This window comes from Maribacter litoralis (assembly GCF_902506355.1).
Classification (GTDB): Bacteria; Bacteroidota; Bacteroidia; order Flavobacteriales; family Flavobacteriaceae; genus Maribacter; species Maribacter litoralis.
The window spans coordinates 4,303,726-4,326,565 of the sequence record NZ_LR733271.1; the positions used below are offsets into that span (position 1 = coordinate 4,303,726).

21 protein-coding genes are annotated in these 22,840 nt (G+C 37.0%); 11 read left to right on the forward strand and 10 right to left on the reverse strand.

Annotated elements, in window-relative coordinates; genetic code table 11:
- Positions 1–7: 7 nt before the first annotated feature.
- The 7 genes from EXIGUO8A_RS18460 (at position 8) to EXIGUO8A_RS18490 (ending at position 7,412) form a co-directional block, all read left to right on the forward strand.
- Positions 8–1,171 carry an MFS transporter gene (locus EXIGUO8A_RS18460; RefSeq protein ID WP_159304308.1) on the forward strand — a complete coding sequence of 388 codons (1,164 nt, stop codon included), beginning with the start codon at positions 8–10 and terminating at the stop codon, positions 1,169–1,171.
- Positions 1,172–1,323: 152 nt separating this feature from the next.
- Positions 1,324–2,655 (forward strand): M28 family peptidase, encoded by a 1,332-nt coding sequence (locus EXIGUO8A_RS18465; protein ID WP_159304309.1) that lies wholly within the window; start codon positions 1,324–1,326, stop codon positions 2,653–2,655.
- 18 nt (positions 2,656–2,673) lie between these two features.
- Positions 2,674–4,281, forward strand: coding sequence for a M1 family metallopeptidase (locus EXIGUO8A_RS18470; protein ID WP_159304310.1), 1,608 nt, complete (start codon positions 2,674–2,676; stop codon positions 4,279–4,281).
- A gap of 104 nt (positions 4,282–4,385) precedes the next feature.
- Positions 4,386–5,501 (forward strand): DUF2914 domain-containing protein, encoded by a 1,116-nt coding sequence (locus tag EXIGUO8A_RS18475; protein ID WP_159304311.1) that lies wholly within the window; start codon positions 4,386–4,388, stop codon positions 5,499–5,501.
- Between the two features lie 111 nt (positions 5,502–5,612).
- Positions 5,613–6,218: a YkgJ family cysteine cluster protein gene (locus EXIGUO8A_RS18480; protein ID WP_159304312.1), complete on the forward strand. Its 606-nt coding sequence runs from the start codon at positions 5,613–5,615 to the stop codon at positions 6,216–6,218.
- Positions 6,219–6,300: 82 nt separating this feature from the next.
- Complete coding sequence (locus tag EXIGUO8A_RS18485; RefSeq protein WP_159304313.1) at positions 6,301–6,930, forward strand: YqiA/YcfP family alpha/beta fold hydrolase; 630 nt, start codon at positions 6,301–6,303, stop codon at positions 6,928–6,930.
- 17 nt (positions 6,931–6,947) lie between these two features.
- Positions 6,948–7,412 (forward strand): GAF domain-containing protein, encoded by a 465-nt coding sequence (locus tag EXIGUO8A_RS18490; RefSeq protein WP_159304314.1) that lies wholly within the window; start codon positions 6,948–6,950, stop codon positions 7,410–7,412.
- 66 nt (positions 7,413–7,478) lie between these two features.
- Here the strand turns inward: EXIGUO8A_RS18490 and EXIGUO8A_RS18495 are convergent, their stop codons facing one another.
- Positions 7,479–10,874, reverse strand: coding sequence for a ThuA domain-containing protein (locus tag EXIGUO8A_RS18495; RefSeq protein WP_159304315.1), 3,396 nt, complete (start codon positions 10,872–10,874; stop codon positions 7,479–7,481).
- Positions 10,875–11,000: 126 nt separating this feature from the next.
- On the opposite strand from EXIGUO8A_RS18495, the gene EXIGUO8A_RS18500 reads away from it, so the two are divergent.
- The 3 genes from EXIGUO8A_RS18500 to EXIGUO8A_RS18510 all read left to right on the forward strand — a co-directional run bounded on the left by EXIGUO8A_RS18500 (position 11,001) and on the right by EXIGUO8A_RS18510 (position 14,421).
- Complete coding sequence (locus EXIGUO8A_RS18500; RefSeq protein WP_159304316.1) at positions 11,001–11,597, forward strand: YdeI/OmpD-associated family protein; 597 nt, start codon at positions 11,001–11,003, stop codon at positions 11,595–11,597.
- 142 nt (positions 11,598–11,739) lie between these two features.
- Positions 11,740–13,164 carry an amidohydrolase family protein gene (locus EXIGUO8A_RS18505; protein ID WP_159304317.1) on the forward strand — a complete coding sequence of 475 codons (1,425 nt, stop codon included), beginning with the start codon at positions 11,740–11,742 and terminating at the stop codon, positions 13,162–13,164.
- A 12-nt stretch (positions 13,165–13,176) separates the two neighbouring features.
- Complete coding sequence (locus EXIGUO8A_RS18510) at positions 13,177–14,421, forward strand: metal-dependent hydrolase family protein (protein ID WP_159304318.1); 1,245 nt, start codon at positions 13,177–13,179, stop codon at positions 14,419–14,421.
- A 450-nt stretch (positions 14,422–14,871) separates the two neighbouring features.
- Here EXIGUO8A_RS18510 and EXIGUO8A_RS18515 read toward each other — a convergent pair whose 3' ends face one another.
- Positions 14,872–15,498, reverse strand: coding sequence for a DUF998 domain-containing protein (locus tag EXIGUO8A_RS18515; RefSeq protein WP_159304319.1), 627 nt, complete (start codon positions 15,496–15,498; stop codon positions 14,872–14,874).
- Between the two features lie 62 nt (positions 15,499–15,560).
- Positions 15,561–16,454 (reverse strand): sterol desaturase family protein, encoded by an 894-nt coding sequence (locus EXIGUO8A_RS18520; protein WP_159304320.1) that lies wholly within the window; start codon positions 16,452–16,454, stop codon positions 15,561–15,563.
- A 195-nt stretch (positions 16,455–16,649) separates the two neighbouring features.
- On the opposite strand from EXIGUO8A_RS18520, the gene EXIGUO8A_RS18525 reads away from it, so the two are divergent.
- The gene (locus EXIGUO8A_RS18525; protein WP_159304321.1) at positions 16,650–17,126 is read left to right on the forward strand and encodes a Dps family protein; all 477 of its coding nucleotides are present in this window, start codon (positions 16,650–16,652) and stop codon (positions 17,124–17,126) included.
- Positions 17,127–17,191: 65 nt separating this feature from the next.
- Here EXIGUO8A_RS18525 and EXIGUO8A_RS18530 read toward each other — a convergent pair whose 3' ends face one another.
- The 7 genes from EXIGUO8A_RS18530 to EXIGUO8A_RS18560 all read right to left on the reverse strand — a co-directional run bounded on the left by EXIGUO8A_RS18530 (position 17,192) and on the right by EXIGUO8A_RS18560 (position 22,809).
- A complete protein-coding gene (locus EXIGUO8A_RS18530; RefSeq protein WP_159304322.1) occupies positions 17,192–17,845 on the reverse strand; it encodes a hypothetical protein in 654 nt (217 codons plus the stop codon).
- Between the two features lie 18 nt (positions 17,846–17,863).
- Positions 17,864–18,283, reverse strand: coding sequence for a VOC family protein (locus EXIGUO8A_RS18535; RefSeq protein ID WP_159304323.1), 420 nt, complete (start codon positions 18,281–18,283; stop codon positions 17,864–17,866).
- 20 nt (positions 18,284–18,303) lie between these two features.
- Positions 18,304–18,849 (reverse strand): pyridoxamine 5'-phosphate oxidase family protein, encoded by a 546-nt coding sequence (locus EXIGUO8A_RS18540; RefSeq protein ID WP_159304324.1) that lies wholly within the window; start codon positions 18,847–18,849, stop codon positions 18,304–18,306.
- Positions 18,850–18,920: 71 nt separating this feature from the next.
- The gene (locus tag EXIGUO8A_RS18545) at positions 18,921–19,316 is read right to left on the reverse strand and encodes a hypothetical protein (protein WP_159304325.1); all 396 of its coding nucleotides are present in this window, start codon (positions 19,314–19,316) and stop codon (positions 18,921–18,923) included.
- Positions 19,317–19,331: 15 nt separating this feature from the next.
- A complete protein-coding gene (locus tag EXIGUO8A_RS18550) occupies positions 19,332–19,820 on the reverse strand; it encodes a phosphoribosylaminoimidazolesuccinocarboxamide synthase (RefSeq protein ID WP_159304326.1) in 489 nt (162 codons plus the stop codon).
- A 63-nt stretch (positions 19,821–19,883) separates the two neighbouring features.
- A complete protein-coding gene (locus EXIGUO8A_RS18555) occupies positions 19,884–21,296 on the reverse strand; it encodes a carbon starvation CstA family protein (RefSeq protein WP_159304327.1) in 1,413 nt (470 codons plus the stop codon).
- Positions 21,297–21,501: 205 nt separating this feature from the next.
- Positions 21,502–22,809, reverse strand: coding sequence for a PQQ-binding-like beta-propeller repeat protein (locus EXIGUO8A_RS18560; RefSeq protein WP_159304328.1), 1,308 nt, complete (start codon positions 22,807–22,809; stop codon positions 21,502–21,504).
- Positions 22,810–22,840: the final 31 nt, after the last annotated feature.

Below are 22,840 nucleotides of genomic sequence, written 5' to 3' on the forward strand. Positions count from 1 at the left end.
TCATCTATTGAAGCAAAAACTGCATATTCTCCCTATCATCATTCTTTCTCAGTTTGCCTGTACCTCTACTTGGTTTGCAGGTAATGCCATTATAGAATCATTGACCAAAAAGCTCGATTTTGGTGGCGAAATCGTTAGTTATGTTATATCATCTGTTCAGTTCGGTTTCATAATGGGCACATTGATCTTTGGCATTCTTATGATTGCCGATAGGTTTTCCCCCTCAAAAGTATTTATGGTGTGTGCTTGCTTAGCGGCTTTATCAAATGTATCGCTCATTTTTCCGCAATTAAATGTCACGGGTTTATTAATGGCTAGATTCGGCACGGGTTTTTTTCTTGCGGGAATATATCCGGTGGGTATGAAAATAGCCGCAGATTATTATGAAAAAGGACTGGGCAAAGCATTGGGATTTTTAGTTGGCGCCTTGGTTTTGGGTACCGCTTTTCCGTTTCTTATTAAGGGTACTACTTGGGCCAGTCATCCAGATAGTGTTATAAAACTTACCTCCGGTATTACGGTGTTGGGAGGTTTTCTTTTATTTTTTCTCATCCCTAACGGTCCTTACAGAGTGGCAAGTACATCATTACAGTTAAATGCCGGACCAAAACTCTTCAAAAATTATAATTTTAAAAAAGCTGCATTCGGGTATTTTGGACACATGTGGGAACTATATGCCTTTTGGGCGTTTACCCCAATTGCCATACAGTGGTTTGCCCTGAAATCCGGCAACGATATTTCGGTATTTTTATGGACGGGAATCGTTATTGCCTTAGGCGGATTATCTTGTGCCTACGGTGGTATTCTTTCCCAACGTGCAGGTAGTAAAAAAGTAGCTTTGGTGGCTTTGATAGCATCGGGATTCTTTTGTTTTATTTCTCCATTACTGTTTTCCTTACCCGTATACTTTTTTTTGGCGGGATGGTGCTTATGGGGAATTGCCGTTACTGCAGATTCACCTCAGTTCTCCAATTTGGTAGCATCGGCAGTATCACCTGAGTTAAAAGGAACTGCTTTGACCCTGGTAAATTGTATTGGGTATGCAATAACCATTTTGAGTATACAGCTTCTAGGATCACTTCAAGCGATCATTCCTATTGATCAACTGTTCATTACCTTAGGTATTGGACCGTTAATTGGAGTATATTATTTAATTCAGAAGAAAGTCTAATAATCGAACAGCCCTATGAAAATACCTATTCAAAAAATATTTTTCTACAGCATACATATATACTTTTCAAAATGAAATTATTATCAGCCCTATATTTTACTTAATTTTAGAATCCGATTACCCAAACAAACTTTACTTATCAAAAAATTAAAATGAAAAAACTTTTACTCTTCGCCTTTCTAACTACAATCTTTACGATAACTGCACAGACCGATCAACGTATTTATGATATTATAGATGCCGTTTCAGCCGAACGTATTGAAAAGGATGTTACCAAGCTTGCCAATTTTGGCACTAGACATACATTAAGCGATACCGTCTCTACCACAAGAGGTATTGGAGCTGCACGTAGATGGATCAAAAGTGAGTTCGAAAAAACATCATCCGAATGCAACGATTGTTTAAATGTGTTCTTTCAAAAAGATTTAGTAAAAAAAGGTGCTAATAAACGTATCGTAAAAGATGTGGAAGTAGTAAATGTACTTGCTATTCAAAAAGGAACAAAATATCCTAATCGCTATATTATTATGAGCGGTGATATAGATTCTCGTGTTAGTGACCCAACTAATTTTACAGATGATTCCCCTGGTGCAAATGACAATGCCAGTGGTATGGCAGGTACCTTAGAAGCCGCTCGTGTACTTTCTAAGTATCAATTTGAGAATAGTATTATTTATATGGGACTTTCTGGTGAGGAACAAGGTCTTTTTGGCGGTGGCGGTATTGCACAATATGCTAAAGATCAAGGTTGGGAAATCATTGGTATTTTCAATAATGACATGATCGGTAATATAAAAGGTGTAGATGGCACCATCAGCAATGTAGATTTTAGGATTTTTTCTGAACCTGTACCCCCAACTGAAACCGAAGAGCAACGTAAAGCCCGAAGATTTTACGGTGGTGAGGTCGATGGTGTTTCTAGACAATTGGCACGCTACGTTCATAAAAACGTAAAGCAATATATGCCAGAAATGAACCCCATGATGATCTATCGTTTAGATCGCTTTGGTCGTGGTGGTCATCATAGACCTTTTAATGATGCAGGTTTTCCAGGAATTCGTATCATGGAAGCTCATGAAAACTACACGCAACAACATCAAGATATTCGTGTGGAAGATGGTATTGCCTACGGCGATGTGTTAGAGCATGTAAATTTCGAATATGCCGCTAAATTAACGGCAGCGAACGCTATTAATCTTGCCTCTATAGCATGGGCGCCACCAGCTCCTGAAACGGTTAAAATTGGCGGTATCGTTGAACCTGCCGCCAAATTTCAATGGAGCAAGGTAGATGGGGCAAAAGGTTATAAAATATATTGGAGAGATACCACCTCCCCTACTTGGGACCATAGTAGATACGTAGGCGATGTGAGCGAGTTTGTTCTGGACGGCATTGTTATTGATAATTACTTCTTTGGAGTTTCGGCTGTTGGCGAAGACGGATTTGAGAGTCCGGTTGTTTTTCCAAATGGAATATTTAGATAAGACCAAATTACGTTGTACATGAACAAATTTATAGTTGCACTGGCTTTAGGGCTATGTTCTTTTTCGCAAGCCCAAACATTTACCAAACAAGATACCTTAAGGGGCAGTATTACCCCAGAACGTGAATGGTGGGATTTAAATTACTACCATTTGGATATTGCCGTTGACCCAGATGATAAATTTATAAGCGGCAGTAATACCATTCGCTATAAAGTTTTGGAACCTCATCAAGTTTTACAGGTGGATCTACAGCCACCTTTAACCATTGAAAAGGTCACTCAAGACGGAAAAGAACTTGAAGTAAAACACGACGTTAACGCACATTTTGTTCAGTTGAGCAAACCTCAAATCAAAGGTGAGTTCAATGAAATAATCGTTACGTATTCCGGGCACCCAAAAGAGGCTGTAAATGCCCCTTGGGATGGCGGATTCTCGTGGAAGAAAGATAACAACGGTAAGGATTTCGTAGCTACCTCTTGCCAAGGCTTAGGTGCCAGTGTTTGGTGGCCCAATAAAGATCATATGTATGATGAAGTTGACAGTATGCTGATCAGTGTAAAGGCCCCAAAGGAACTTATTAACATATCTAACGGTAGATTGAGGAGTGTAGATAAAGTCAGTAATACATATAATTGGTTCGTTTCTAACCCAATCAACAATTACGGAGTCAATGTTAATATTGGAGATTATGTTCATTTTGATGAAGTATATCAAGGTGAAAAAGGAGCACTTGACATGGATTATTACGTCTTAAAAGACAATTTGGAGAAAGCCAAAGTCCATTTTAAAGATGCACCCAAAATGATGCAAGCTTTTGAACATTGGTTTGGTCCATACCCTTTTTATGAAGATTCCTTTAAGCTAGTTGAAGTTCCTTATTTGGGCATGGAACACCAAAGCTCGGTTACTTACGGAAATCAGTATTTAAAAGGATATTTAGGCAGGGACTTATCCCAATCTGGTTGGGGATTGAAGTTTGATTTCATCATCATCCATGAAGCGGGACATGAATGGTTTGCCAACAATATTACCTATAAAGATGCTGCAGATATGTGGGTGCATGAAGGATTTACCTGTTACTCAGAAAGTTTGTTTTTAGACTACCATTATGGCACAGAAGCAGCAAATGCTTATGTACAGGGCATTCGTAAAAATATTCGCAATGATAAACCTATCATCGGTATTTACGATGTAAATCATGAAGGTAGTGGTGATATGTACTATAAGGGATCAAATATTCTACATACACTACGTCAAATAGTCAATGATGATGAAAAGTGGAGAGCCATTTTACGCGGACTCAATTCAGAGTTCTACCATAAAACAGTGACCACGGCACAGATTGAAGATTATATTTCATCTCAAATGGACCTTGATCTCAGCCCATTTTTTGACCAATATTTGCGCACCATTAAAATTCCGGTATTTGAGTATTCAATTGATGGTAAAAAATTATCCTATCGTTTCAACAATACGGTTAAAGATTTTAAAATTCCGATACGGGTTTTTATAGATGATGAACCAGTTTGGTTAAATCCATCCACATCATGGCTGAGTAAAAAGATAAAAGGCAACTTAGATTCTTTGCATGTTGATCCAAATTTCTATGTTGACACAAAAAACTGATTCAACATTACTAATGAAATAAATTTTAACGTTCACCTAATTGTATTTAGGGTCAACATAGGTACCCAATAACACCTAATTTTGCTCAGCACCTATAACCCTACATGAAGAACACGCTAGCTAGATACAAAAACAGCGCTTTTAGAAGCTTTATTAGAAGGCATTCTAAATATGCCCCTATTTTATTCTTTATAGGCGGATTCATATTCGACACCTTTACGCTAGGGCGTATTGATCGCCTTTATGACCTCACTGTGCTCTGCTTACATATGACGTCATTATCCATTACATTATACCTCTACAACTTAGTAGATGATGGTAAATGGAAAGGTACTTTTTTAGAACGCTATGAAGAATATTTACCATTAGCGATTCAGTTTTTTTTCGGAGGATTATCCAGTGCGTATGTCATATATTTTTCAAGAAGTGTTTCATTGTCCAAAACAGCATCTTTCTTCATAATACTCGTACTACTACTTATAGCCAATGAATTTCTAAAAAAGCGAATTTCCAATAAATACCTGCAGTTTGGGGTATATTACTTTATAAGCTTTACTTTTTTTACGTTCATGATACCGGTGTTTATCAAAGAGTTGAACACCACTATTTTTTTGATTTCGGGTGCCGCAAGTTTAGTAAGCACTTTGGTTTTACTTACTTTTATTTATGGTAAAAGTCCCAGCACGCGAAAAGAAATCAAGCTTTGGAAAATGATTACCATTATCATATCTATTTACGGTATAATCAACCTCTTCTATTTTTTAAGATTAATTCCTCCAGTTCCCTTGGCTTTGGATAAAGGCATTGTTGCCCATAATATTGTTCAGAAAAACGGCAAATATGAGGTTACCTATGAATCGGAAGAATCCCATATTTTTTGGAGAAAGCACAAGTTAGATTTTAGTTACACCCCCGAACAAAGAGTCTATATTTTCTCTTCGATTTTTGCCCCTACAGATTTAAAAAAATCCATTTTTCATAGATGGAGAAAATATAATGAACAAACCAAAACTTGGGAAACGGTAGATGATATAGGCTATGACATTACCGGCGGTAGAGATGGTGGTTTTAGAGGCTATACCTATAAAGATAATGTAATGCCAGGTGAATGGGAAGTGCAAGTGCTGACCGAAGAAGAACAGGTATTAGGAGTAATTGGTTTCGATATTGTTTTAAATACAGATCAAAAACCATTAAAGCTTAAGACTTCAAAATTTTAATTATTTGTTTATCAACAAGATAAACTCAAATCATAACCTTTCTATAATAAATTGTTTTTCTGCTTTTTGTATATAAACTAAGACTATCTTCGTGCAACCTTATACAAAATAGTGTCGATATACCTAAAAGTCCGAGCGGTAGACCGTGTGTTCTATCAACTGGAAAAGGAGTTGGGCTCCTTTCAAAAATCCACTGGTCTTGGTTGTGTTGCCAATTGTGGAAACTGCTGTTTAAAACCTGACATTAACGCTACTGCGTTAGAATTTTTACCCCTCGCCTACCATCTATTAAAAGATGGAAAAGCCGAAGAATGGTTGCAACTCTTACAAAACAATACTTCAACTACACTATGTCCCGTACTTAATACGGTAATTGCACCCGGAGCAAAAGGTTTTTGCTCTGAGTATGCACACCGCGGACTCATTTGTAGATTGTTCGGTTTCTCTGCTATGTTGCATAAAAACAATACGCCGACTCTAGTAACCTGTAAACCAATTAAGGAACAAAAACCACAAGCTGTAGCCGCAGCAGAAATTCATATTGCATCAAAGAACAATTATCCGCTAATCAGTAATTATTATATGCAGTTACGTTCAATTGATGAATCTTTGGGTGCCGAACTGTTTCCTATTAGAATAGCTATTGCAAAAGCACTAGAAGTGGTTCTAGGCTACTATGCCTACCGAAGACCGCCAAGGTTAAAGAAAGTAGCATAGTATTATATACCTTGTACCTGAATTAAAAATGTATCTTTATTGTAGCTACTATTTAAATGTTAGAGCTTATTAAAAAGATAGTTTGAAGGTATACGGTATTAGCGGATTAGGTGCAGATAAAAGGGTTTTCAATTACTTAAATCTAGAACTAGAACTTATTTCTATAGACTGGATTTCCCCTTATCCCAATGAATCAATTAAAGATTATTCCAAAAGGCTTAGCACAGCTATAGATAACAACGAAGAATTTTGTTTAATAGGTGTAAGTTTTGGCGGGTTAATAGCAACGGAAATAAGCCAATTATTAAAACCAAAAAAAATCATACTCATATCTTCCGTACATACTGAACAGGAAATAAGACCAATTTATAAGTGGATTGGTAAATTAAATTGTATAAAATTTATTCCTACCTTTTTATTTAAACCCCCTCACATTTTAGCTAATTATTTAATGGGAGCTAAAAATACTAAACTATTAACGGAAATTTTAAATGATACTGACTTAAGTTTTGTGAAATGGGTATTACATGAATTCATAACATGGAAAAACATCAATCGTTACAATACTATAGTTAAAATAAATGGAACTAGTGATAAATTAATTCCCCCACGAGGAAATACTAAAATGCACTTAATTCAAGGTGGAGAACATTTTATGATTGTTGACAGGGCACATGAAATCAGTGAAATGATTAATTTAGAATTACGATAAATTTTGAATACTTAAAAATGAACCCAGAAGATTTTAAATCAAATATAGAAACGGAACTAAATAAGGTAACCCCAAACTGGGACAATCTTTTACAAATGACCTTAGCGCATTTTGATTGCTCTACAGGCACCTTACACTTTTTAGATACCAATTCACTTTTACAATTAAAAACCCAAGTAGGTATTCCTGAATTTCTTATTCCTAAACTAGCTACTATACCCATAGGTAAAGGCATGGCCGGCATTGCTGCAGAGAGAAGAAAGCCTGTTGAAATGTGCAACCTTCAAACAGATGATTCTGGTGTTGCCAAACCGTCAGCAAAAGATACCAAAGTAGAAGGATCGCTGGCGGCCCCGTTAATGCATAATGACAAGCTGTACGGAACTATTGGCATCGCTAAGCCCGTGCCTTATGATTTTACCGCAGCTGAAACAGATTTACTCATGGAAATTGGAACATTAATTAGCAAGAAATTAAGCTAACCCACCCCAAAGTAAGACATAAAAAAGCCCGCTAATAGCGGGCTTTTCATTTGTATCAGTATTTACTTATTTAAAAACAGCTCCGGTAAGTGCTACTTGTGCTAGCTCTTTACCTTCTTCACCTTTAAAGGTTATATAATATGGACCTTCACCCGATACCGTACCCGTAATAGGTATTGTAATCATAGTGCCTTCCGACCCTTTTGCCTGAGCTGGCATTTGACCCTTTCCTAATAATGGTCCGTCTGGGGTATTCTCATGTATTTCAAAATCAAAGTACATGTTCGGTGCTTCTTGCCATCCTGCAGTTAAGGCAACCGATTTTACTCCTTTTAATGACATATTCTCCAACATAAACCATCCTGCCGATTTGTTGATCAACAATAGATCCATACCGCCGAACTGTACCGCTTGCATTCCGTCCAACTTCATCTGATCATTAAACTTTACCGTACTACTCGGTATCGCGATAGATTTAGAACCTGTAAGAGGAATAGTCCCTTCTGCACCCGCATCGGTATAACTAGCCGTTATGACCAACATATTACCTGGCGCAGATGATTCGGCCGTTATAGTGCCTTTCGCTGGCAACGATTTTTCTTTTTTATCATCACCATTCAAGGAAAGGATATAAAGTGCAATCTGTCTAGATTCATCTGATGTAACATTAGGGTGTGCAGGCATGGTCACTTCTCCCCAAACACCGTTACCTCCAGTTACGATCTTACCTTGTAGATACTTTAAAGCATCACGACGCTCTTTATATTTAGCAGCTACATCTTTGTAATTAGGCCCTATGGATGCTTCCGCCTCTTTATGACATGTCTTACAATCCATCGCCTGCGTTAACGCTTTACCGGTTACGGTTGCAGATACTTGTTGGTGTCCCATACTCATGGCCACCTTATCCATACCTTCTAAATAATCAACACTCACAAAAATATTATTCTCGTCTATTTCTGTACCATCTGGATCGGTTACCGATACATCATATGCAATTTTTTGTCCTGGTAAGTAAAATGCCGGAGTACTTTCACCTAACGAAATCGAAACTTCGGGTCTGGAGTTACCTGCAATTATACTTGTGCTTTCGCTTACAGCTTCTTCACCCTTATCATCTGCTACGGTTACATTTAATTTGTATACGCCCGCATCTGCATAGCTGTAGCTTACATTCGGTTCGGTTGTTTCTTTGGTATCACCATTTCCAAAATTCCATATGTATTTAATGGCATCATCTTCGCGATCACTTGCTTCTACCGAAGCGTTTACCGTCAATGGAGTTTTCCCAGATGTTTCACTAACGGTAACTTCATTAATTAAAGGTGGTCTGTTTCCTCCATTGAATTCAATATAGCCTAGAGCGGAATTTGCATTCTGAGAGAACCAACCACTACCGTATTCCAATAGGTAGATTTTACCATTAGGTCCTAATTCCATATCAATTAAGTTATTGACCTTAACATTTGGCGCGAAAGGTTCCATTTTACTGAAATCCCCGTTTTCATCTAAATGTACCGCGAACATCCATCCACGCATCCAGTCATAGATAATTACTTTGCCATCGTAGTAACTCGGTAATTTCTCGTCACCCTCAAACATATCTGAATAGTACGTAGGTCCTGCCATAGCATTTCTACCGCCTGTAGCCGTCTGTGGAAAAGCCTGCGTTTCTGCATATGGATAATACACATATGCTGGCATAGCAGGTGGTAATTCCGTTAATCCGGTATTGTTGCGTGAGGTATTCATTGGTTTTTCGGGATCATATTCCGGTCCGCTTTCACCAGTTTCGTAATTGTACTCGTTATAGGCATAATTATCACCAATGAACATTGGCCATCCAAAATTTCCTGCTTTTTTGGCTTGGTTCATTTCATCATAACCTCTTGGTCCTCTAACTCCTAGACTATCGGCTCTTGCATCTGGACCTACATCTCCCCAATACACATATCCTTTTTTCATATCTACGGATATTCTGTACGGATTTCTATGACCCATTGTATAAATTTCAGATCTGGTCTTATCTGTACCTACCGGAAATAAGTTTCCTTCCGGTATATCATAAGAACCGTCTTCCTTTACTTTAATTCGTAATATCTTACCTCTTAAGTCATTGGTATTACCTGAAGAACGACGTGCATCGTACTGTTCGTGACCCGGTATATCGTTCATTGGTCCAAAACCATTATGAACATATTTTACTCCTTTTTCATTAAACGGCGTAGTATTATCACCCGTAGATAGGTATAATAATCCATCTGGTCCGAATGCGATGGAACCACCGGTATGGCAGCATATTTCACGCTGACTATCAACATCTAAAATTACTTGTTCAGATGCCGTATCGAACTTGCCATTTTCAAATTTAAAACGTGATAAACGGTTTACCCACTCATCACCTGTTGGCGCATAGTATAGATATATCCAATGGTTATTTGCATAATCTGGATCTTTTTGCAAGCCCATTAATCCTTCTTCCGCATTTACCCCCGGAGTATTCAAGGTTTTGCTATAAACATCAAGCTTTAATACTTCACTTAGCTCTTGTGTTTCATTATTATATAACATTACTTCTCCCCTACGTTGTGCCACTAAGACATCTCCGTTTGGCAATACCGCCATTTCTGTAGGTTCAAAAAACTGACCTTCACTTAGGGTTACTTTGGTAAAACGATCGGCATCAGGTGGTATTTGAGATTTTGCTTTACCATAGTCCAGCTTTAAATTCTCACCAATTGCATATTGAATACCGCCCAAAACATGCTTTAAGAATAAATCTTCTGAGTAGCTGGCATCGGCATGCCCGCCGCCCGTATAAAAAGCGCGCCCGCCATCATAGTCATGGTACCAGGCTATTGGATGAAAATCTCCGTTTTTACCACCTTCATAGCTAGATTCATCTAAGGTCATAACTACATTTACATCTGGATTGATGTTCTTGTAGTTGTACAATTCATCTGTTCTGGTCCAAACTGAATCCGTAAAAAACTCGGTTGCCTTAAAGTTCTTATCCTTTATAATGAAATCTGCAGTAGGCATACCCCTTGGGTGACTTAAAAATTGTGCTCCGGCCAAATCATTGTACCAGCCCCAATCGTACTCGGTATCTGCCGCAGCGTGTATACCTACATAACCACCACCCGCTTGAATGTAGCGCTCAAAAGCCGCTTCTTGGTATTGGTCCAATATATTTCCCGTAGTACTTAGAAATATTACGGCGGAGTAGTTTTTTAAATTCTCATCGGTAAATAGTTCTGCATTTTTAGTAGTATCTACGACAAATCCGTTTTCACTACCTAGCTTTTGAATTGCAGCGACACCAGCAGGAATAGATGCATGTTTAAAAGCCATTGTTTTAGAGAACACCAATACCTTTGGTGCTCCTTCTCGTTTATTGCCACCACAAGAGACAATAATAAGCGCAAAGCCAAAAAGCAGCGCATTGAAGATTTTTTTCATACGTTATTAATTGTTGTTTAGTTGATTTAAGAATGCATAAAAATAGGGCGAGTAGCTGTATTAACCAATACTTTCTGTATTAAACATTGTACTTTTATGATAAATTAATGCTCATTTAATCGAATTATGTTAAATATTCCGGAGATATACTTTAAAAACGATAATGAATTCAGAAAATGGTTACATAATAATCATTCTACCCATAAAGGCGTTCATCTTATATTTTATACCGTGGCACATGAGCAGGAAAGTATGCGTTGGGAAGAAGCTGTTCGGGTAGCCTTATGTTATGGCTGGATCGATAGTACCGTAAAAAGTCTTGGAGATGGTAAAAGACGACAATACTTTTGTCCTAGAAAACCTAAGAGTGTGTGGAGCAAGGTAAATAAAGTACACATTAAGGAATTAAAAGCTAGCGGTTTGATGCATGCCAAAGGATTAGAATCCATAAAAATTGCTAAAGCCAATGGCTCTTGGTCTTCTTTAGATGATGTGGAGAACGGTGTTATTCCCCATGAGCTACAAATGGCATTTGATAAAAACCCAAAAGCTTTTACCAACTTCAAAAACTTTACACACAGTCAACGTAAAAGTTACCTCTATTGGTTAAATCAAGCAAAGCGTGAAGAAACTAGAAATAAAAGAATTGAGGGTATAATTTATCATGCTGCCGAAAATATCAAGTATCGTGATGGTGGTGGATGGCAATCTGCGAAAAAGTAAAAATCATAGTCGGTATAACATCATTTTACCAATTTAAATAAGCCTTATTGTTCATGTGCTAAATCATACCTTAATATAGGATGCCGAACTAACATTCACCATATTTTCTTTTTATCTTACCCTTAAAAATTGCCTAAATACTATGAGTTTATCGAAATTGATATGTGCATTAACCTGTTGTTCTCTTATAATGTTTACGGGCTGCAAACACGAAAAACAAACCACATATGACGTTCTTATTAAAAACGGAAATGTAATTAATTTGGAAGATGGTTCTATTTCCACTGTAAGCATACTGATCAACAATGATAGAATTACCAAAATTATTTCAAGCGAAGAGTTCGGTAGCATTGAAGCGAATACAGTAATCGATGCTAAAGATAAATTCATTGTACCCGGGTTTTGGGATAACCATACCCATTTTAGAGGTGGCGATTCGTTAATTGAAGCGAACAAGAAATTTCTAAACCTATTTATGGCTAATGGAATAACCACGGTTCGCGATGCCGGTGGTGACCTTACTTCTTCGGTTTTGGAATGGAGAAAAGCTATTGAGAACAATGAGTTGGTCGGACCTACGATTTTTACATCGGGACCAAAAATTGATGGACCAGGCGGTACTTGGGCAGGTTCTTTGGAAGTGGACAATGATTCGGATATTCATAATGCGTTAGATTCATTGCAAGCGATACCGTCGGACTTTGTAAAAATTTATGATAGTCGTATTTCTGGCGAGAATTATTTAAAGGTGATAGAAGAAGCAGAAAAGAGAAACCTTATAACTTCTGGGCACATGCCTTTTACCGTGGAACTTAATGCCACCATCGATGTCGGTATTGATGCTGTGGAGCACCTGTATTATATTATGAAAGGATGCTCAAGTAATGAAAAAGAAATTACACAAAAACTGATAGACAAAGAAATAGGATTTTGGGATGCTATGCCCCTACTACAGTCTTCTTATACAGATTCAACGGCACTCGCTACATTTCAAAAACTTAAAGCAAACAATGTTTTTGTAGTGCCTACATTGCATATTGGTGGTGTACTTAGTTATTTAGATGAAGTCGACCATACTGAAGACACCTACTTAAAGTACATGAGCGACGGAATTCAGAAAACATACCAAGGAAGAATTGACCGCGTAAAATATGCCACTGAAAAGCAAGTAGCAGACCGGAAAGCATTGGACCAATTCTTTGGTAAACTTGCATCAAAATTAAACGAAAACGGAGTATCACTTTTAGCTGGTTCCGATAGTGGTGCTTACAATAGTTACACCTATCCTGGTATTTCGTTACATAAAGAACTTGAAGCAATGGTCGCTACAGGAATTCCTCCACTAGATGCCTTAAAAGCTTCCGCTTATAACGGTGCTAAGTTTTTAAAGCAAGATGCTGATTATGGATCAGTTACCGAAGGCAAAATTGCCGACCTTGTATTGCTTAACAGCAATCCGCTAGAAAACATTAAAAATACCCAAGATATTTACATGGTAATATCTAATGGAAATCAGCATACTAAACAAGATTTAGATAGCCTATTAACTACTGCCATTGCCAACTAAACAACTTATTCCATGAAATCAATTATTTTCATCTGCCTATTTTCTCCTTTCCTATGTTTTTCACAAACACTCTTAAAACCAGACCGCGTTTTTGATGGTGTAGAAATGCATGATGATTGGGTAGTTTTAGTAGAAGATAATCTAATTACCTATGCCGGTAAAGTAAACGGAATTGACTTAACTAATGCTCCAAAAGAAATTGAGTTAGCCGGTTCTACTCTAATGCCAGGTATTATAGAAGGACATTCACATGTACTACTACACCCCTATAACGAAACAGACTGGAACGACCAGGTGCTTAAGGAATCTCCTGTTGAACGTGCTATTAGAGGTACGGTACACGTAAAAAATTCGCTTATAGCGGGAGTTACCACCATGAGAGATTTGGGTGCCGAAGGTGCCGGTTATAGCGATGTTTATGTAAAGAAAACGATTGATAACGGAATTATTGACGGACCGCGGTTATTGGTTGCCGGACCTGCAATTGTGGCAACGGGTGCATACGGACCAAAGGGATTTCATGACGGTGTAACGGTTCCATTAGGTGCTGAAGCGGCAAGTGGTGTTGACCAGTGTATTGAAACCGTTCGTAGACAAATGGGAAACGGTGCCGATTTGATTAAAATTTATGCCGATTACCGTTGGACTCCCGGTGCCGCTTCTAAACCTACTTTTTTACAAGAGGAAATTAATGCCATGGTAGCCACTGCAACTACTGCTGGTAAATATGTAGTTGCCCATGCCAGCACTCCCGAAGGTATGAAAAGAGCCATACTTGGCGGTGTTGAAACTATTGAGCATGGTGATGGTGGTACTCCCGAAATTTTTAAGCTGATGAAAGAAAAAGGTGTTGGCTTATGCCCTACCCTTGCTGCAGGCGATGCCATTACCCAATACAGAGGTTGGAACAAAGGAACCGATCCAGAGCCCGAACGCATTCAACAAAAAAGAAAGTCCTTTAAAATGGCGCTGGATTCTGGAGTACAAATTGTTTTTGGTGGTGATGTGGGTGTTTTTCCACATGGCGAAAACTATCGTGAAATGGAATTAATGGTTGCCTACGGAATGAAGCCTATTGATGTGCTAAAATCTGCCACTGCAAACAATGCCAAAATGTTTCACTTAAACAAATTAGGAAACCTAAAAAAGGGATTTCTAGCTGATATTATTGCGGTAAAAGGAAATCCGGTTGAGGATATTGCTGTTATGAAGAATGTATCTTTTGTAATGAAAGATGGGGTGGTTTATTTGGAGTAGTTGTTGGTTGTTGGTTGGTTGCTCGTTGTTCGTTGTTGGTTGTTGGTTGTTCGTCATAGCGAGCAAGCGCGGCTATCTGTTCTTTTGGAACACGTTCAATTAGTGACTATTAAGTTAATAGCCAGAAATAATCATACAAACACAATTTATTCAGATTGCTTCGTCGTAAAAAACTCCTCGCAAAGACGATTCTTTAAGCTACTCATCATAGCGAGCAGAGCGCGGCTATCTGTTCTATTGGACACGTTCACTTCGACTACGCTTAGTGACTAAAAATCGTTTTTCGTTTTTCGTTGTTGGTTGTTCGTCATAGCGAGCAAGCGCAGCTATTTAAAGACCGTTAATCGTTGTACTTAATACTAAATACATTGTACTTTGTACCTCGTACTTTTTACTTTTTACTTAATACTTTGTACTTGATACTTTGCACTTAATACTCCATACGTAATACTATTTTCCCGCATCCTTGGAAATTCGCAACGCACTAGAAACCATAAACACAATAAAGGACGTTTCTATAATTCGCTGTAAGATTCCCCGGTAACCTGAATTGGGATCAGAGAATAGTGAGAAGATAAAAATTCCACTAATGATTCCCATAGCGATAGCTATTTGAGATAAGCGACCGTAGTTCTCAAACTTCTTTAATCCTAACCCGATACCTAATAAACAAATGGGAAAAAATATATACGTTAAAGATGCCACTGCATTATGTATAAGTTGAGCAAGGCTGGAATCCATTACATCTGTTGGGCACCCCGCATCGCAAGGAAAAATTCCTACCAAAATAGTTCCCAATCCGTAAAAAAGCGCCAAACCAAAAAAACCGGCTACAATCAGTTTTGAACTAGGTAGTTTTCTGGGAGCACTAAAACAAAAAATGGTAATGAGAATTCCGCTAGGTATATATCCGAAGTACTGCAAGTATTTACCGTATTGGGTATCTATCGCAAAAGATTCACTAATATATTGACTTACTACACTGTAATCATCAATTAACAACGGTCCCACGATGGCGGCTATCGCAAATAAACTTACTCCTAAAATTCCTATGTATGCTACTAGTTTATTGGTCATTCTACTGGTGGTTGGTTTTTATATGACGCTAAAAAGAACTGTATGTTACATAAAAACTATAATTATACCTTATTACGCTCCTCCCACTCCCTCCGCAAATCAGCTGATAGAATGCTGGTACCATCATGTTTCCAACCGGGTGGCTTCATTAGATATTTGAATTTATTACGCCAATTGGTTTTAGAGGTAAAAAAATCGCCGAGCATCTTGTACCATTCCCCAAAAGCAATTTTTATAGGGTTATAGGTGTCAATATTCTTCACCAAACCGTAAACCGGTTTTTCCACCTCTGGCTCAAAAGTGCCAAATATTCTATCCCAAATAATAAAAATTCCAGCATGGTTTCTGTCTAAATACTGCGGATTCGTAGCATGGTGCACCCTGTGATGACTTGGTGTATTGAAAACAGCTTCGAACCACTTGGGCATTTTAGTGATGAACTCGGTATGGATCCAATATTGATAGATGAGACTGACGGACATCTGCACCAAAACCATCACCGGATGAAAACCGATGAGAATTAATGGAATCCAAAAAATGAAGGTGTAAAATCCGCCAGACCACGACTGTCGTAATGCCGTGCTCAGATTGTAATTTTTAGAAGAATGATGCACCACATGACTCGCCCAAAAAAACCGACTTTCGTGACTGGTTCTGTGAAACCAATAATAACATAAGTCTTCGGCAAAAAGTAAAATGATCCATGACCACCACGCAAACGGAATTTCAAATAGATGCCAAAAATTATACAATAGGTAGAAAAACCCCAATGCAATACCTTTGGTAATTAAACCTATGGCAACATTACCTAGCCCCATAACAATAGAGGTACCGGCGTCTTTAAACTCGTAGTCATGTAGTTTTATCTTTACGGATAGTATCACTTCTAAAATTACCGTAACCGTAAAAAAAGGAATAGCATAATGAATTAAATTAGGAATTTCTGGAATTTGCATGGTAGTTCAGTGTCATTTTAACCTTTCTAATTTACGAATCTATTTTCTGAACTACAATTGCTTAAAATGACAAGAATATTTATTCATAAAATTTAATAGCAGTATAAACAAAACGTATTGGTTATGTAACTTTAGTTACCTTAAAACAGGGGCTTTATGCGTAATTTTACAGTAAGAAATTAAAACAACAAAATCATGGAAACTTTAAATAAAAACGTGGGATTAAACCAAGATTATAAAATAGAAATCAGTGATAAATTAAACGTCCTATTAGCTAATTATCAAATTCATTATATGAACTTGAGAGGTATGCACTGGAACATAAAAGGAAGCAATTTCTTTCTATTACATGAGAAATTCGAAGAGTTATATACTGAAGCTACGGAAACAGTTGATGAAATTGCTGAGCGTATTTTAACTTTAGACCAACAGCCTTTACATACGTTTGAAGATTATTTGGACAATAAGACCATTAGAATTATCAAAGAAGTGTCTGATGGCGCTACAGGTATTTCTTTACTTATAGACAACTTAAACGAGTTATTGATCCAAGAACGAGAAATATTAGAATTCTCATCGAACAATGATGATGAAGGTACGGTTACCTTAATCAGTGATTTAATATCCGGACAAGAGAAATTAATCTGGATGCTTAAATCTACCTTGAAATAAAATACATTTACAGTTATACAAAAGGGTAAAAGTCTATCAAGATTTTTGCCCTTTTTTTTATGGTATTAAAATCTATTAGAAGTCGTACTGTTACCTGTTCGCTTTTCTATTTCCAAAGCTCTTTTGTAAAACTCACGGAATTGCTCTTTACCATATTTTGCCCGCATAGCAGATAGTATATCAGATAGACCAAGGCTGCACCAATCCCACAGCATGGTGTCAAAATTATAGGCATACATTTGATTTTTCACCTCGGCTCTTATGGCATCTACTTCACTTGCCGTGAATCCGTTTTCTAGTAATCGTTCTAAAGCGCGTTGCTCATTTTCTTTGGTAAATTCGGTATCTAGATAAGGCTCTAGAATCCAATCCCAATTCCAACTTTGCGGTATAAGTCTAATGTTATTACTTTTGGCGAACTGTTTCATTTTTTCTTTGAGTTCTGCCGAAACAAAAATGATATCATTTTTTGTATGCACTTTACACACTCCTATTTCCAAGGACATACTATCTATATCCTTAGCAGAAATTATAGCTGTTGGGTAGGCTATGGATGGCTCAAATGGATACTCGGTAATAAGAATTTCACTTTCACGTATTTCAGATTTCCCAATACCACATAGTAGTTTTTTTGCATTGAAAAACTCTAAAGACCTATTAGAATTCAAGGAAGATTCTTTTCTCTTTAAATTGAATATGTCTTTTAGAAATTTCCACATAGTAACGAAACGCCAATACTATTGTTGCTGCTGTTGTTGCTGTTGTTCGTCTATGGGCTGAATTAAATCCCACAAATTACCATACAGGTCTTCAAAGACGGCAACAGTACCATAAGGCATTTTTTCTGGAAGTCTCTTAAAATTGATTCCTTTAGCAGTCATATTTTGATAATCTCTTGCGATATCATCGGTATATAAAAAAAGAAAAACGCGACCACCTGTTTGGTTACCTACTCTAGATTTCTGCTCAGCACTATCTGCTTTTGCCAACACTAAAGAGCAATTATCTTCTCCTCTGGGAGCAATAACCACCCACCTTTTACCCTCACCTAAACTGGTATCTTCAACAAGTAAAAAGTTCAGTTTTTTGGTATAAAATTCAATGGCTTCATCGTAATCATTTACGACTAATGCTATACGTGCTATAAATTGCTTCACTCTGTATTTCTTTTTACTGATTAATTACCAAGAATATTCGTTTCAAATCCGTCTATACTTTTGGTGTTCTTATTTTTCCAGTACGCTTTAATTTTTTCTTCTCCCTGCTTACTAGACCAATCGTTTAAAGTGGTGCGTTCTTCCTTAAAATCCATGAACGGAACGGCAAAACCGCAAGATGTTTGTACCAAGTCTACCTGCATTTCTATAATCTGTCTAGCGCCAGTATTCGCAGGAAATAGGTCTATATATTTTTTGTATTCTATATCTCTTTTGTGATATATACCCGCAGTACCATACAATCGTAAAATTATAGGTTTTCCTTCAAAGGCGCAGAACATAATGGTCATTCGGTTGTTCTTGATCAAATGTGCCGCAGTTTCGTTACCGCTACCGGTGAGATTCAACCAAACAATTTTATTCTTATCGATTACCCGAAATGAGTCCGTTCCTTTTGGGGATACATTTACATTCCCCTCAGCAGCAGCCGTACCCACAAAAAATATCTTTTGCTTTTCTATGAATTTTTGTAAATCGGGAGTGATGGATTCTAATTTCTTTCCCATGGTTATTTGTTTGGTGGGTTTTGATTATATTTTATTTGACCTATGGCAAACTATAAAATTCTAGAACAATATTACAGATAATTCAGATCTATAAACATCCAAGCATATAATAGCAACTTCAAGGTCATTACTACAGCGAAGGAAGCTAGTAAACTATATAAAAACTTCTTCTTATGATTTTTAAATTTACGGTTTATATAGTACACTTGAAGAGGAATAAACAGTAACAAAGCAACAATAGCCAAGCCTATCGCTGTATATAAATAGAACACCATAACCATGCCTTCAAGGATGTTAAATACTACATTGAACGCTTCTAAAATATCGTCAACGGACGTAAAGCCGCTACCGCCCGTAAAACTATCATTCGTAGTGAACAACACACTGATTTCAATAAAAAATAGTACCGCATTGAACAGGAGATAAAGAATTAGCCAGATTAGCTTTTTAAGTATTTCTCTTATCATCGATTAAACTAAATGCTATTCATTTAATAATTGCTCCTCAATCATAATTTTTCTAGCCTTTTCTGTCTCATTTTGTCCATCAGACATTATACCTGGCAACATAATTATACGCTTTTTAATAGCCCCATCCTCTTCAAAAACAACTTCAAATCTAGACCGCGTAATTGCCATGATCGCTTTCTTAAATTTCACACTTTTAATTTTATCTCTTCGGATAATTGGTGTAGCCGAATTATTTAGACTTTTAAAAATTCCATATACCAAAAACAGTCCAACTACAATGTAAACCACAGTTATAGGTATCTCTCCTTTTTGAAAACTTTGAAATGCCGAAAACAGTAAAAATGCAGCCATACCACCGTAAATAATTAAAATACCAGTGATATTTTTACCAACAGTAGCATTTGCAATATTACCTTTGACCCCATCTCTTGTAAGCAAAATTCTGTCCGGTAAAATATGGCAAAATCCTGTTTTTGTTCTAAATATCTTTTCGTTTTCCATTAATTCTAATTAACGCTCATGATGACAAAAATACATTTCATTGCTATTATATGGCGATGAAGTTTATTGTGGTATATCCTGTTCTCTCTTTTTATTGAAAAACAGAAAAGTAATTAGCGTAGATATCCCTACTCCTATCCAATTGGAAATTTCAATGTCCAAGCCTAAACCTACGTTAGGATCATAAAATATATAGGAGCCCACAACCGTTGTGATGAAAAATGCAGGAACCAAGGCAATTAAGTAATGTGTTTTCTTTTGATACAGGTACACGGCGCCGATCCACAATGCAATGGCTGCCGTTACTTGGTTTGCCCATGAAAAGTACCTCCACAATAACTGAAAGTCCATATTGGTTAAAATGAACGAAATAATAAACAGCGGAATAGCCACCATAAATCTATTCTTCAACACTTTCTGATCAATTTTTAAATAATCCGCAATGATCATACGTGCAGCTCTAAAAGAAGTGTCTCCCGATGTAATGGGTAATACGATTACTCCCAAAACAGCAATGGTACCACCAATGGCTCCCAAAGAAATTGTGGCAATCTTATTCACCACAGCAGTTGGTCCGCCATTTTGTAAAAGCTCGTTTAAAGAATCTCCGTCCAAAATACTCATTGATGCAGCCGCCCATACCATGGCAATAGCGGCTTCAAGTATCATCATACCATAAAACACTTTTCTACCATCTTTTTCATTGTTGATGGTACGTGAAATTATGGGAGATTGCGTAGCATGAAAACCCGACAAGGCACCACATGAAATAGTCAAGAAAATTACTGGAAAATAGGGTATGTTCTGCGGATGCATATTTTGAAATGTAAGCTCAGGAATAGGGTTTCCTATAACAAACATACCTATACAAATACCAATGGCACTTAGTATGAGCAACAAACCAAGTACAGGATAAATTTTACCGATGATTTTATCTATTGGTAATAATGTGGCAATAATGTAGTAAACAAAAATTGAAAAAAGTACAATGGTCAAATAACTGGTATCTGTACCAATAAGGTCGTTAATCATATTCGCAGGTGCGGTTACAAAAACAGTACCTACCAAAATTAAAAGTAGTAACGCAAAGAAGTTTACAACGTGGCTAAACGATTTTCCTAAAAAACGTGATGCCAATGCCGGTAAATGCGCACCACCAAAACGTAACGAGATCATACCGGTTAGGTAATCATGCACGGCACCGGCAAAAATAGATCCAAGCACAATCCAAATAAATGCGATGGGACCATACAGAGCACCCAATATGGGACCAAAAATGGGACCTACACCTGCAATATTCAAAATTTGAATAAATGCATTTCTATTACTATTCATGGGTACAAAGTCCACCCCATCTTCCATAGCATGTGCGGGAGTTTGCTCTGTTTCATTCGGTTTAAACGTTTTGTCTACAAATCTGCCGTAGATGATATAACCCAACACCAAAAGGATAATGGATGTAATAAATGTAATCATGAGGGTGTTTTAGGCTTGGTATAAAATAAATTGAATGTTTGCGTTAACTAGTGACCCGTATGGGAGTTAGAAGAATTTTAAAACCTAAGGTCAAAGCAAATTTAATTCTATTTTTTTAAGCCTATCAATTAGAACAATGCTTTTAGAAAATATTCATCTCCCAAACCGTCAAGACGAGTACCAGAAGATTAGAATAGGTGCATGTTCAATTTCCTCCTCTATAATAAGATGGACCAAATACACCGTTTTGACCTACTACTAATGGAGCCATTGATGTACCAAACCTATAAGCAGGATTTAACCAATCTATATTTCCATTATTGGCGTTCAATGCCATTAAACCTGAATTATTTTTAGTTTCATCTGTATAATTAATAGCATGCCCATGATAAAACAATTGTCCATAGGCGTAAACGGGACTGTTATCAACGGAGATATCATCCCTAAACCAAAGTTGTTCTCCATTGCTCAAAGAAACTGCATATGGTCTTAAATCATAAAAAGATAAACTACTACCCTTATCATAAAGCCCATAAACCACATTCTCCACAATAATTGGTGACCATATGGCCTTAAAACCAGTTTCAATTTCCCATTGTAATTCACCTGTCTGTGAATCAAGACAGAAAAGTGAAGAATAAACCGTATCCCTCATTGGCTCCCCTTGTACCACCAAACTATTGTTTAAAATATTTATATCGCCTAGTTTTTCAGCTTCAAAAATCCATATAACTTCTAAGCTTTGTAAATCTATAGCATATAGATTTTTAGCTGATATGTAAAGGATGTCATTTACAATCAACGGTTCATTGATAACTTCTATATCTTCTGGAAATTCAATCTTCTGTAATAATTGCCCAGTTTCTTTATCTAAAATATGCAGATAGGTAGGGAAATACCCATAAAAGCTTTCTTCAGACATTACAAACACCCTATCATCATGAACTACAGGTGTTCTATTCTCGTTTAAACCATTATCCAAATCCCCATTTGGATGCGTTGAATAATACCATAAAAGTTCTCCAGTATTTTGATCTAAAGCTACAACAACTCCATAAGTACCCGATGCATAGCATTTGCCATCTACACATGCAGGTGGCGTTATCCCATAACTACTCGTATCATAATTTAGCATTGGAGTACTCCACAGTAGATTTTTGTTGGCAAGATTTATTGCGTTTACACTGTTATCATCGGTAGTAACAAATAGGTTGCCTTCATCATAATCTGCAAGTTTTTCTATATCTGTTTGATCGGAAAATGTATATACAAGTGTTTCTTGTCCTGTTTTAGCATCTACGGTGAACAGACTCTCATAAGATGCGGTTACTATAAAATCATTATTTTCTGGCTTCCCTGAAACTATGAGATTATCATTTTCTATTTGTTCATTATCATCAGCTTCTAAGATATCGTCATCATTTTCTTCTGAACATGAAATGCATGCTATTATTAGCAGTATCAAGCCTAAAATCTTTGTACTATACGGTAGCGAAAAATTTAAAATCTTCATTATAATGCTGGTATTGAAAACTAATTAAAAT